Source organism: Cupriavidus sp. HE11 (genome assembly GCF_056097175.1).
This window is the reverse complement of the sequence record NZ_CP184464.1, coordinates 159,486-172,262: the sequence shown is the minus strand read 5'-3', so window position 1 is coordinate 172,262 and position 12,777 is coordinate 159,486. Positions and strand designations below refer to the sequence as shown.

Genomic DNA, 12,777 nt, shown 5'->3' with positions numbered 1-12,777 from the left:
ACCGCGCCTTTACTGTTCGCAAAGCGGGATTATCTCACCTTCGTGACGAGAAAGCAGGGAAATACAGGAGGAGGCCGGCGTGGCGGGCGCGGGCGGCGGCGTTTCCGTGCCTTGCGAGGGGGCTTGAGGGAAGGGGTGCTTTGTTGCTACAATCGTGGGCTGACTTGCTGACGGCCTGGAAACGGGCGCCGCGGGTCGGAGATTATCGCTGCTTTTTGTAAATCGCTTGTCCGCCCATCCGGGGTGTTCCTTTTCAGGAATGTCGGGGCGGACTTCAGACCCAACCCTTTTGGAGTAATTCACATGTCCGTGACCATGCGCGAAATGCTGGAAGCCGGTTGCCACTTTGGCCACCAGACCCGCTTCTGGAACCCGAAGATGGCCCCCTTCATCTTCGGTCATCGCAACAAGATCCACATTATCAACCTCGAAAAGACCCTGCCGATGTTCCAGGACGCGCTGAAGTACGTGCGTCAGCTGGCAGCAAACCGCGGCACCGTGCTTTTCGTGGGTACCAAGCGTCAATCGCGCGAGATCCTGGCTGAGGAAGCTGGCCGCGCTGGCATGCCCTACGTCGACGCCCGCTGGCTCGGCGGTATGCTGACGAACTTCAAGACCGTCAAGATCTCGATCAAGCGCCTGAAGGACATGGAAGCCGCCAAGGAAGCCGGCGCGCTGGAAACCATGAGCAAGAAGGAAGCGCTGATGTTCGAGCGCGAGATGGAAAAGCTGGAAAAGTCCATCGGCGGCATCAAGGATATGGGCGGCGTTCCTGACGCCATCTTCGTGGTGGACGTCGGCTACCACAAGATCGCCGTGACCGAAGCCAACAAGCTGGGCATCCCCGTGATCGGCGTGGTCGACACGAACCACTCGCCGGAAGGCATCGACTACGTGATCCCGGGTAACGACGACTCGAGCAAGGCTGTTGCCCTGTACGTGCGCGGCGTGGCCGACGCCATCCTGGAAGGCCGCGCGAACGCGGTGCAGGAAGTGGTGGAAGCCGTGCGTGGCGACGACGAATTCGTCGAAGTCCAGGAAGGCTGATTGCCCGCTGGCGCCTGAGGCCGGGATACACCGGCCACCGGCGCCCGCCTTGCGGCAACCAAGAAAGGGGGCACTTCTGGCGCCCCCTTTTTGCAAACAGATTCAGTTGTCATCCGCCGTGGATATGATTTGCCGCGGATGAGGCCAACCAATCAAGGAGTGACAAATGGCGGCAATTACCGCAAGCATGGTTGCAGAACTGCGCGCGAAGACCGACGCGCCGATGATGGAATGCAAGAAGGCCCTGACGGAAGCCGACGGCGACCTGGACAAGGCTGAAGAGCTGCTGCGCGTCAAGCTGGGCAACAAGGCCAGCAAGGCTGCGTCGCGCGTGACCGCCGAAGGCATCGTGGCTACGTACATCGACGGCACCACGGGCTCGCTGGTCGAACTGAACTGCGAAACCGACTTCGTGTCGAAGAACGACGACTTCCTGGGCTTCGCCGCCAAGGTTGCCGAACTGATCGCCAAGCAGGCTCCGGCCGACGTGGCAGCCCTGTCGGCCCTGGAAATGGACGGTTCGACGGTTGACGCCGTGCGCTCGGCCCTGATCGGCAAGATCGGCGAGAACATGACGATCCGCCGCTTCGTGCGCTACGCCAACGGTGGCAAGCTGGCTTCGTACCTGCACGGCACCCGCATCGGCGTGATGGTTGAGTTCGACGGCGACGAAACCGCCGCCAAGGACGTCGCCATGCACGTGGCCGCCATGAAGCCGGTGTCGCTGTCGTCGGAACAAGTGCCCGCCGAGCTGATCGCCAAGGAGCGCAGCATCGCCGAGCAGAAGGCTGCCGAGTCGGGCAAGCCGGCCGAGATCGCCGCCAAGATGGTGGAAGGTTCGGTCCAGAAGTACCTGAAGGAAGTGTCGCTGCTGAACCAGCCGTTCGTGAAGAACGACAAGCAGACCGTCGAGCAGATGCTGAAGGCCGTCAACACCAACGTGAAGGGTTTCACCCTGTACGTGGTGGGCGAAGGCATCGAGAAGAAGCAGGACGATTTCGCTGCTGAAGTGGCTGCCCAGGTGGCCGCCGCCCAGAAGGGTTGATGTCCGGGTGGCAGGACGGGTTTCCCTGGCGGGATGCCCGGTCTGCCACCGTATAATGCCGAGGGGCGCCGCAAGGTGCCCCTCTGCACAAGTACGGTTGCCATGTGCGCCGTGCCAGTCAGTTTTCGCAGTCACCTGCAATAAGCGCGCCTTTAGTGGGGCGATGCCGGCAGATGACGGCGAAAACCGGCTTTCCAGCTGTCAAGCAGTCCAAATTCATGCGCGGCCGGTGCGCAGTTGCGTTGTGCCGCCCGCGCCCATCCATCCGTTCAAACGAGCGACTAGAACCTGCCCGAGGGTGAACATGCCAGCCTACAAGCGCGTCCTTCTGAAACTGTCCGGCGAAGCCCTTATGGGCGACGATGCCTTCGGCATCAACCGGGCGACCATCGAAGGCATGGTCAACGACATTGCCGAAATCGTGAAGCTGGGAGTCCAGGTTGCGGTTGTCATCGGCGGTGGCAACATTTTCCGCGGCGTCGCCGGCGGTGCGGCCGGCATGGACCGTGCCACGGCCGACTACATGGGCATGCTGGCCACGATGATGAACGCGCTGGCCCTGCAGGACGCCATGCGCCACGCCAATATCGAAGGCCGCGTGCAATCCGCGCTGCGCATGGACCAGGTGGTGGAGCCGTACATCCGCCCCCGCGCCATCCGCCAGCTCGAGGAAGGCAAGGTCGTGATCTTTGCCGCCGGCACCGGCAACCCGTTCTTCACCACCGACACGGCCGCCGCGCTGCGCGGCTCGGAAATTGGCGCGGAGATCGTGCTGAAGGCCACCAAGGTGGACGGCGTCTACACGGCCGACCCCAAGAAGGACCCGAGCGCCACGCGCTATACGACGATTACGTTCGACGAAGCCATTTCCCGCAACCTGCAGGTCATGGACGCTACCGCGTTCGCGCTGTGCCGCGACCAGAAGCTGCCGATCAAGGTGTTCTCGATCGTCAAGCCGGGCGCCCTGAAGCGCGTGATCCTGGGTGAGGACGAAGGTACGCTAGTGCACGTTTAAGCAGTCCGGACCGCATCAAAATGCTGATTCGGTCTGGCCTGAGAGTAGAATGTTTCATTTTCGATCCCGCCCGGCGGGATCCTGTCTGGCTGTTTTCCGGAGGTAATCATGACCGTCGCCGACACTAAGAAGAGCGCCGAGCAGAAGATGCAGAAGTCGATCGAAGCCTTCAGGGCCGATCTGGCGAAAATTCGTACCGGCCGTGCGCACACTGGCCTGCTCGACCACGTTCAGGTGGATTACTACGGTTCGCCGGTGCCGATCAGCCAGGTGGCCAACGTTGGCCTGGGCGATGCCCGCACGATTACCGTGCAACCGTGGGAAAAGAAGATGGTGCAGGCCGTGGAAAAGGCAATCCGCGACGCCGACCTGGGCCTGAACCCCGCCACGATGGGCGACGTGATCCGCGTGCCGATGCCTCCGCTGACCGAAGAGCGCCGCAAGGAGCTGATCAAGGTGGTGAAGAGCGAGGCCGAGGGCGCCAAGGTGGCCGTGCGCAACCTGCGCCGCGACGCCAACGAGCAGTTCAAGAAGCTGGTCAAGGACAAGACCATCTCGGAAGACGATGAGCGCCGTGGCACGGACGATGTCCAGAAGCTGACGGACAAGTATGTCGGCGAGATCGACAAGCTCGTCGCCGAGAAAGAGAAGGAGATCTTGACGGTGTAAGGCCGTCCCGGCGGCCTGTCCGCCGGGGTTGTCCCAGACCGTCTGCGAATCCATGCAGCATATCAGTTCGACGCTCGGCGTTCCCGATACCACCTATGTGCCACGACACGTTGCCATCATCATGGATGGCAACGGCCGCTGGGCGACAAAGCGTCACCTGCCGCGCGTGGCTGGCCACACGCGGGGTCTGGATACCGTGCGCGAAATCGTGCAGGCCTGCGCCGCACGCGGCGTGCAGTACCTGACCCTGTTCGCATTCAGTTCCGAGAACTGGCGCCGTCCTGCGGACGAGGTGTCGTTCCTGATGCGCCTGTTCATGACCGCCCTGCGTCGCGAGGTGGTGCGGATGCATGCCAACAACATCCGCCTGCGCGTGGTGGGCGATCTGGCGCGCTTCAGTCCGCGTATCCAGCAGATGATCAAGGACGCCGAGGCGCGTACTGCCGGCAACACGGGCCTGACCGTGACCATCGCCGCCAACTACGGCGGCCGCTGGGACCTGCTGCAGGCCATGCGCAAGATGCTGGCCCGCTCGCCGATGCTCGAAGGGGAGTCGATCGACGAGTCGTTGCTGGCCCCGCACCTTGCCATGGCCTATGCACCGGAGCCGGACCTGTTCATCCGGACCGGGGGCGAGCAGCGCATCAGCAATTTCCTGCTTTGGCAGCTCGCCTATACCGAGCTGTATTTCACCGATACCTTCTGGCCCGATTTCGACGCCGCGGAACTTGACAAGGCGTTTGCGTCGTACCGCCAGCGAGAGCGCCGTTTTGGCCGGACCAGCGCCCAGGTCGTGGCGCCGGGCCTGTCGGGAACGGCCTGAGGCCGGCCGTACCTTCATACCAACGGAACCGCAGCCGCATGCTTCTGACCCGCGTTATCACCGCCGTATGCCTGTTGCTGTTGATCCTGCCGATCCTGTTCCTGGCGCCGCCCACGGCGCTGGCGGTCCTGGTGGCGGTCATCGTGCTGCTGGGCGGTTGGGAATTCGGCCGCCTGATCGGCCTGCCACGTCCGTGGCCCTATGTCTATGCCGTGGCATGCCTGGTGGCGCTGCTGGCCTGGCACCTCGCACCGTCCGGATTCGCCATCGACTGGCTGCTTGAGGCATCGCTCGTTGCCTGGGGCGTGGCGCTGGTATTGCTGGCGCGCGGCGTACGCAAGGCGACCCCCGGATTTACCGTGCTGGGTGCCGTGCTTGGGCTGATCATGCTGCCGGCCTTTGGCCATGCGGTCATGGCGCTGCGTGTCGCCGGGGTTGGCGTGCTGCTGACCGCCGCCGTGCTGGTCTGGGCTGCCGACATCGGCGCCTATTTCGTCGGCAAGGCGATCGGCAAGCGCAAGCTGGCTCCGGCCATCAGCCCGGGCAAGTCCTGGGAGGGCGCGATTGGCGGCTGGCTGCTGGCGATGATCGTGGCGCTGGGCCTGGCCGCAAGCCACGCCTTCGCGCCCACCTGGTACTCGCTGGTTGCCGACAAGGTCGGCCTGGGCGTGCTGGCCGTGCTGACGACGCTGCTGGTGGCAGCCAGCGTGGTCGGCGATCTGTTCGAATCGCTGCTCAAGCGTCAGGTTGGCATCAAGGACAGCAGCCGGCTGCTGCCTGGCCACGGCGGCGTTCTGGACCGCATCGATGCGCTGATCCCGGTATTCCCGCTGGCGGCGCTGCTGCTGTCGTGGGTCTGATCACAACTGAATTCGTCTGGTTATATGCAACGCATTACGATTCTGGGCGCCACGGGTTCCATCGGCGAAAGCACGTTGGACGTGGTGCGCCGTCATCCCGACCGCTATACGGTGCATGCGCTGAGCGCCCATCGCCAGGTGGACAAGCTGGCAGCGGCCTGCGCCGAGTTCCGCCCCGCGCGGGCGGTGGTGGGATCGGCCGAGGCCGCGAGCGAGCTTGAGGGCAAGCTGCGTGCGGCAGGCGTGGCGACTGAAGTCGGCTACGGCCCGGAAGCGCTGGAATCGATCGCCGCGGATGCGGAAACCGATGCCGTGATGGCCGCCATCGTTGGTGCGGCCGGCCTGCGTTCGTCGCTGGCGGCGGCGCGTGCGGGCAAGCGCGTGCTGCTCGCCAACAAGGAATCGCTGGTGATGTCCGGCAGCATCTTCATGGATGCGGTGCATCATCACGGCGCCACGCTGCTGCCGATCGACAGCGAGCACAACGCGATTTTCCAGTGCCTGCCGACCAGTGACCCGCGTTATGGCGCGGGGGTGTCGAAGGTGCTGCTGACGGCGTCGGGCGGCCCGTTCCGGACCCGTGACCCGTCCACGCTGCATGACATCACGCCGGATCAGGCCTGCGCGCACCCCAAGTGGGTGATGGGCCGCAAGATCTCGGTGGATTCTGCCACGATGATGAACAAGGGGCTTGAGGTCATCGAGGCGCACTGGCTGTTTGGTGCCCCGGCCGACAAGATCGAGGTGCTGATTCACCCGCAAAGCATCGTGCATTCGATGGTGGCCTATGCCGACGGGTCGGTGCTGGCGCAGTTGGGCAACCCCGACATGCGTACGCCGATTGCCTATGGCATGGCATACCCTGAGCGGATCGATTCGGGTGTAACGCCGCTGGACCTGACCGTGGCGGGCGGCCTCCATTTCGAGACGCCGGATCTTGAGCGCTTCCCGTGCCTGGGGCTGGCCTTCGATGCGCTGCGCGCCGGTGGTGTGGCGCCGGCCGTGCTCAATGCCGCAAACGAGGTGGCGGTGGAGGCGTTCCTGGCGGGTAATATCCGGTTCACGGATATCGCCCGCGTCGTGGCCAGTGTGCTGGAGCAGCCGGCCGAAGGCGAAGCCGGGTCGCTCGAAGGCGTGCTTGCTGCCGATGCCGCGGCTCGCGAGGCTGCCCAGGCACTGCTGAAACAACTGGTCGGCCGCTGATCGGCATCACGATCGCGGCGAGGCCCGGATCTGGAAAGAGGTGATTTGCCATGCAAACCGTTATCGCGTTCGTTGTCGCCCTCTGTATCCTGATCTTCGTTCACGAGATGGGGCACTATCTGGCCGCGCGTGCGTGCGGGGTCAAGGTTCTGCGGTTTTCGATCGGCTTCGGCCGCCCGCTGGCCCGCTGGGTCAGCAAGGGGCGCGACCGCACCGAGTGGACGCTGGCGGCCATCCCGCTGGGTGGCTACGTCAAGATGCTGGACGAGCGGGAGCGTGATCCGGAAGTCGACCCGCCTATTGATGCAGCCGATCTTCCGCGTGCATTCAATCGCCAGCCCGTAGGCAAGCGCTTTGTCATCGTGGCCGCCGGCCCGCTGGCCAATTTCGCGCTGGCTATCGCCCTGTATCTGGTGCTGTTCGCCGGCGGCATGCGCGAACCCGTGCCCGTGCTGGCCGCGCCGGCAGCCAGTACGGCGGCGGCGCAGGCCGGGGTGCGGGACGGCGACCGCGTGCTGTCGCTGAGCGCGAATGGCCAGACCGAGCCCGTACGATCCTGGAACGACCTGCGCATGGCCGTGTTCGCGCAGGGTTTTGGCGATACGAGCGCGGTCATGCACGTTCGTGGTGCCGATGGCGCCGAACGCGATATCCCGCTGGGAAGGCTGCCCGATACGGGCGGCAATCCTGACCAGGATCCGCTGGCGACGCTGGGTCTGGCACTGAAGGGCGGTCCGGTCACCATTACCGAGATCGTTGCCGATTCGGCGGCGCAACGGGCGGGTCTGCGCGCCGGCGACAAGGTGGTGGCCTGGGAGGGCAAGCCGCTGACCCAGGCCGGCGAGCTGATTCGCGGGGTCCGGGCGAGACCCGGCCAGGGCGTCACGCTGGGGATCGAGCGCGCGGGTCAGCGCCTGGACGTGGCCGTCAAGCTCGATGCCGCCCCGGGCGGCAAGGCCGGTGCCGAAGGCGAGCCGGCGCCGATGGTGGGCAAGCTGGGCGCCGCGCTGAACCAGGCCGTGCAGACCGAAACCGTCCGCTATCCGTTTACCCAGGCGCTGGCTCGCGCTGCGGACCAGGTCTGGAGCACCAGCACGCTGTCCCTGAAGCTGCTAGGGAAGATGCTCGTGGGCCAGGCATCGCTGCAGAACCTGAGCGGGCCGCTGACAGTGGCTGACTATGCCGGACGGGCCGCCAACATGGGCTGGCAGCCGTTCGTGAGCTTCCTTGCGCTGGTCAGCGTCAGCCTCGGTGTACTGAATTTGTTACCTATTCCGGTGCTGGATGGGGGGCATTTGCTGTATTATTGCGTGGAATTTTTGACTGGCAGGCCTGTACCAGACCACTGGCAAGCGATGCTGCAGAAGGTCGGCATCGCATGCATCTTGCTCCTGACCTCACTCGCTTTGTTCAATGACGTCAGCCGACTGTTTCTTGCGCGCGGCTAGTTTCGCGCAGCCGGAAACGCCAGTCGGACGGGGGCGGTCGTATCCCGGGGGGATATTCCCCGTCGGGAAGGATCAGTCGTGCCGGTATTGTCAGGCGTAGCTGCAATCGGTGCTGGAGCCAACACCCTGCATGAAATCGATGAGGAAGAGGGGATCGACTTTGATCAGAAATAAGCGCATCTCGCTGGGCTTGCTGACGAGTGCCATTATTGCGGCATGGAGCCCGGCGGGCTGGGCCGCAGATCCGTTTGTGGTCAAGGATATTCGCGTTGAAGGCCTGCAGCGCGTGGAACCGGGTACCGTCTTTGGCTACCTGCCCGTGCGTGTCGGCGAAACCTTCACCGATGACAAGGGCGCCGACGCCATCCGTGCGCTCTACAATACCGGGTTTTTCAAGGACGTGCAGATCCGCGCCGAAGACGGCGTGCTGGTCGTGCAGGTCGAGGAACGCCCGGCGATTTCCCAGCTTGAATTCGTCGGCATCAAGGAATTCGACAAGGACACGCTGCGCCGCTCGCTGCGGGCAGTGGGCGTGGCCGAAGCGCGCTACTACGACAAGGCGCTGATCGACAAGGCCGAGCAGGAACTGAAGCGCCAGTATGTGGCCCGTGGCTACTACGCCGCCGAAGTCCAGACCACGGTAACGCCGGTGGACCGCAACCGCGTGTCCGTGGTGTTCAACGTGGAAGAAGGCCCGGTCGCGAAGATCCGCCAGATCAATATCGTCGGCAACAAGGCTTTCAAGGAAGGCACGCTGCGCGATGAAATGCAGCTGTCCACGCCGAACTGGCTGTCGTGGTACACCAAGAACGATCTGTATTCGAAGCAGAAGCTCACCGCCGACCTGGAAGCGCTGCGCTCGTTCTACCTGAATCGCGGCTATCTGGAATTCCAGATCGAGTCCACGCAGGTATCGATCACGCCTGACAAGAAGGATATCTACCTGACCCTGAACATCGCCGAAGGCGAGCAGTTCAAGGTGTCGGATATCCATTTGGCCGGCGAACTGCTGGGCAAGCAGGAAGAAATGCAGAAGCTGCTGCAGCTGAAGAAGGGCGATATTTTCTCGTCCGAAAAGCTGACGGCCAGCACGAAGGCCATTACCGATCTGCTCGGTACGTACGGCTACGCATTCACGACGATCAACCCGCAACCGCAGATCGACAAGGAAAAGCGCGAAGTGGCGCTGACCCTGATGGTCGATCCGGGCCGCCGCGTCTATGTGCGCCGCGTGAACGTCGTGGGCAACAGCAAGACGCGCGACGAAGTGGTGCGCCGTGAAATGCGCCAGATGGAAAGCTCGTGGTTCGATAGCGAGAAGCTCCAGCAGTCGCAGGCACGTATCAACCGTACCGGCTACTTCACGGATACGAACATCACGACCGAGGACGTGCCCGGCGCGCCCGATCAGGTGGATGTGAACGTAAATGTGACGGAAAAGCCGACTGGTCAGATCAGCCTCGGTCTGGGCTTCTCGTCGACCGACAAGCTCGTGCTGCAGGCCGGCCTGCGTCAGGACAACGTGTTCGGTTCCGGTACCAGCCTGGGCCTGGATGTGAACACGGCCAAGTCGTTCCGTACGATCGCGCTGACGCAATACGATCCGTACTTCACGGTGGACGGTATCAGCCGTTCGACCGATATTTACTACCGTACGTCCCGCCCGCTGTACTACACGGGTGACCAGGACTACAAGATCGTGTCGGCCGGTGGCGGTTTCAAGTTCGGTGTGCCGTTCTCTGAAAACGACACCGTGTTCTTCGGTATCGGCTACGAACGTACCCAGGTCTATACCTCGGTCAACACGCCGAGCCAGTACACGGCCTGGCTGCAGAAGATTGGCAAGACCAGCGGCGATCCGATCAACAACTTCCCGTTCACGGTCGGCTGGGCGCGCGACCGCCGGGACAGTGCGCTGATCCCGACCAAGGGTCCGTACACCCAGGCCAACCTGGAAATCGGCGTGCCGGGCGGCGATACGCAGTACTATCGCGCCAGCTTCCAGCAGCAGTACTTCTATCCGATCTCGAAGGCCTTCACGCTGGCATTCAACGGTGAGGTGGCCTACGGTCACGGTTACGGCAATACGCCGTTCCCGGTGTTCAAGTACTTCTATGCCGGTGGTATCGGTTCGGTCCGCGGCTACCAGACCAGCACGCTGGGTCCGAAGGACCAGAACGGCAACCCGGTGGGCGGTGCCTCGAAGATGATCGGTAACGTGGAATTCGTGTTCCCGCTGCCAGGCTCGGGTGTTGACCGTACGCTGCGTCTGTTCACGTTCTTCGACTTCGGTAACGTCTACCAGGAAGGTGCGCCGATCACCGTCAGCGACCTGAAGTATTCGACCGGTTTCGGTATGTCGTGGCTGTCGCCGATCGGCCCGCTGAAGGTCAGCATGGGTTTCCCGCTGAAGAAGGACGAGAACGACAAGGTTCAGCGGTTCCAGTTCCAGATTGGTACCGCGTTCTGATCCCCAAAAGGATTTGTTTGATGAAACTCCACACTCCACTGATCAAATCCCTGAGCGCGGCCGCGCTGGCCGCTGCGGCCCTTTGCGCGGCAGCCCCGGCGATGGCTCAGGAGGCGCGCATTGCCGCGGTGAATTCGGAGCGTATCCTGCGTGACTCGCAGCCGGCCAAGGCCGCGCAGGTCAAGCTCGAGCAGGAATTCTCCAAGCGCGACCGCGAACTGCAGGACATGGCCCAGAAGATCAAGGCCATGGCTGACAAGCTCGACAAGGACACGGCCGTGCTGGCCGACGCCGATCGCCAGCGCCGCCAGCGCGAGGTGGCCGACCTCGATCGCGAATTCCAGCGCAAGCAGCGCGAGTTCCGCGAGGACCTGAATCAGCGTCGTAACGAAGAACTGGCCCAGGTCCTGGAGCGCGCCAACCGCGTGATCCGTCAACTGGCCGAGCAGCGCAAGTACGACCTGATCGTGCAGGAAGCGGTCTACGTCAATCCGCGCATCGACATCACGGACGACGTGATGAAGGCGCTGAACGCCGGCTCGGGCAAGTAAGCGGCGGGCGCTCGCGCGCCGCTTTTCGCTTTTTATCAAGGAAGTACCGCCATGCAGACACCCACACTGGGTCAGCTCGCCACCGAGAACGGCGCGCAGGTTGTGGGTGATCCCGACCTGGCCGTGGGCGGTCTGGCGCCGCTTGACCAGGCCGGTCCCGGCGATCTGTCGTTTCTTTCCAATCCGCTCTACCTGGCGCAGGCATTGGCCTCGAAGGCCGGTGCCGTGATCGTGTCGCCGGCAGACCTGGAGCGCATTCGCGCGGACGGGCAGGCTGACGGCCGCAACTGGCTGGTGGCGCGGAATCCGTACGTCTGCTTTGCGCGCGTGGCACAGCGCTTCGATCGCATTGCCAATGCCGATTCTCGTGTTGGCATCGACCCGCGAGCCACGGTGGCAGCCGATGCCGTCGTTCCGGCGTCGTGCTTCATCGGTCCAAACGTGGTGATCGAAGCCGGGGCGCGTTTGGGCGAGCGGGTTCGTGTCCTGGCAAATGCCTTTATCGGCGCAGGCGCGCAGATCGGCGAAGATACCCTCATCTACGCCAATGTTTCTGTCTATCATCGTTGCGTGGTAGGCGCGCGCAACATCCTGCACAGCGGCGCCGTGATCGGTGCCGACGGCTTTGGATTTGCACCCGATATCGGCCCGGCCGGGGTCGAGTACGTCAAGATCCCCCAGGTGGGACGGGCGGTGCTGGGCAACGATGTGGAGATCGGCGCCAATACCTGCGTGGACCGCGGGGCGATGGCCGACACGGTGATCGAGGACGGCTGCAAGATCGATAACCAGGTGCAGATCGCGCATAACGTCCATGTCGGCGCGCATACCGTGATCGCCGGCACGGCCGCGGTTTCGGGCAGTACGAAGATCGGCAGGTTCTGCGTGATTGGCGGCGCGGCCAATTTTTCCGGCCATTTGAATATCGCCGACCGGACCACAGTGTCTGGCGGTACCTCGATTACCAAATCGATTACAAAACCCGGTGGGCATTTCACCAGCGTGTTCCCGTTCACATCGCATGGCGAGTGGGAACGCAACGCGGCCATCGTGCGCGGCCTGTCGAAGCTGCGCGAGCGAGTGGTGCAACTGGAACGCCGGCTGCGCGGCGCGTCCGCCGGGGTCAATAGCAAACAAGACGAAGAGAAATCATCATGACAGCCTCCGACATCGACATCCGCAAGATCCTGAAGCTGCTGCCGCATCGGTATCCGATCCTGCTGGTCGACCGCGTGCTCGAGTTCGAACCGCAAAAGCGGATCAAGACCCTGAAGAACGTGACGATCAACGAGCCGTACTTCATGGGCCACTTCCCGGAACAACCGGTGATGCCGGGTGTCATGATTCTTGAAGCGCTGGCGCAATCGGCCGGCCTGCTGACCTTTGGCGCCGACATGGAGCGCAAGGAAGGCGCGCTGTACTACTTCGTCGGCATCGACGGCGCCCGCTTCAAGCGCGTGGTGTATCCCGGTGACCAGCTGCATCTGAACGTGACCGTGGAACGCTACATCCGCGGTATCTGGAAATTCAAGGCCAGCGCCACCGTTGATGGCGAGGTTGCCTGCGAAGCCGAGCTGATGTGCACGGTCAAGCAGGCCGAGGCTTGATCCTCCTGATACCGAGCAGAACTGAAAGCACAGGACAGT

12 protein-coding genes are annotated in these 12,777 nt (G+C 63.4%); all 12 read left to right on the top strand.

Annotated elements, in window-relative coordinates:
- The first annotated feature begins 303 nt into the window (after positions 1-303).
- The 12 genes from rpsB (at position 304) to fabZ (ending at position 12,738) form a co-directional block, all read left to right on the top strand.
- Positions 304-1,047, top strand: coding sequence for a 30S ribosomal protein S2 (rpsB, locus tag ACOABP_RS00815; protein WP_066735210.1), 744 nt, complete (start codon positions 304-306; stop codon positions 1,045-1,047).
- Between the two features lie 166 nt (positions 1,048-1,213).
- Complete coding sequence (tsf, locus tag ACOABP_RS00810; protein WP_066735213.1) at positions 1,214-2,092, top strand: translation elongation factor Ts; 879 nt, start codon at positions 1,214-1,216, stop codon at positions 2,090-2,092.
- A 304-nt stretch (positions 2,093-2,396) separates the two neighbouring features.
- Positions 2,397-3,107, top strand: a complete 711-nt coding sequence (gene pyrH, locus ACOABP_RS00805; protein WP_066735314.1) for a UMP kinase — start codon at positions 2,397-2,399, stop codon at positions 3,105-3,107.
- Positions 3,108-3,215: 108 nt separating this feature from the next.
- Positions 3,216-3,776: a ribosome recycling factor gene (frr, locus tag ACOABP_RS00800; RefSeq protein ID WP_066735216.1), complete on the top strand. Its 561-nt coding sequence runs from the start codon at positions 3,216-3,218 to the stop codon at positions 3,774-3,776.
- A 52-nt stretch (positions 3,777-3,828) separates the two neighbouring features.
- Positions 3,829-4,599, top strand: a complete 771-nt coding sequence (locus tag ACOABP_RS00795) for an isoprenyl transferase (RefSeq protein WP_474226561.1) — start codon at positions 3,829-3,831, stop codon at positions 4,597-4,599.
- A 38-nt stretch (positions 4,600-4,637) separates the two neighbouring features.
- A complete protein-coding gene (locus tag ACOABP_RS00790) occupies positions 4,638-5,459 on the top strand; it encodes a phosphatidate cytidylyltransferase (protein WP_474226560.1) in 822 nt (273 codons plus the stop codon).
- A gap of 24 nt (positions 5,460-5,483) precedes the next feature.
- Entirely contained in the window at positions 5,484-6,662 is a 1,179-nt protein-coding gene (ispC, locus tag ACOABP_RS00785) for a 1-deoxy-D-xylulose-5-phosphate reductoisomerase (protein WP_474226559.1), read from the top strand.
- A gap of 50 nt (positions 6,663-6,712) precedes the next feature.
- A complete protein-coding gene (gene rseP / locus ACOABP_RS00780; protein WP_474226558.1) occupies positions 6,713-8,110 on the top strand; it encodes an RIP metalloprotease RseP in 1,398 nt (465 codons plus the stop codon).
- A 139-nt stretch (positions 8,111-8,249) separates the two neighbouring features.
- The gene (gene bamA / locus ACOABP_RS00775; RefSeq protein ID WP_474227877.1) at positions 8,250-10,580 is read left to right on the top strand and encodes an outer membrane protein assembly factor BamA; all 2,331 of its coding nucleotides are present in this window, start codon (positions 8,250-8,252) and stop codon (positions 10,578-10,580) included.
- Between the two features lie 20 nt (positions 10,581-10,600).
- Entirely contained in the window at positions 10,601-11,131 is a 531-nt protein-coding gene (locus tag ACOABP_RS00770) for an OmpH/Skp family outer membrane protein (RefSeq protein WP_066735238.1), read from the top strand.
- Between the two features lie 51 nt (positions 11,132-11,182).
- A complete protein-coding gene (lpxD, locus tag ACOABP_RS00765; RefSeq protein WP_474226557.1) occupies positions 11,183-12,289 on the top strand; it encodes a UDP-3-O-(3-hydroxymyristoyl)glucosamine N-acyltransferase in 1,107 nt (368 codons plus the stop codon).
- Positions 12,286-12,738, top strand: a complete 453-nt coding sequence (fabZ, locus tag ACOABP_RS00760; protein WP_061958372.1) for a 3-hydroxyacyl-ACP dehydratase FabZ — start codon at positions 12,286-12,288, stop codon at positions 12,736-12,738. Before lpxD ends, fabZ begins: the two co-directional genes overlap by 4 nt.
- Positions 12,739-12,777 lie beyond the last annotated feature (39 nt).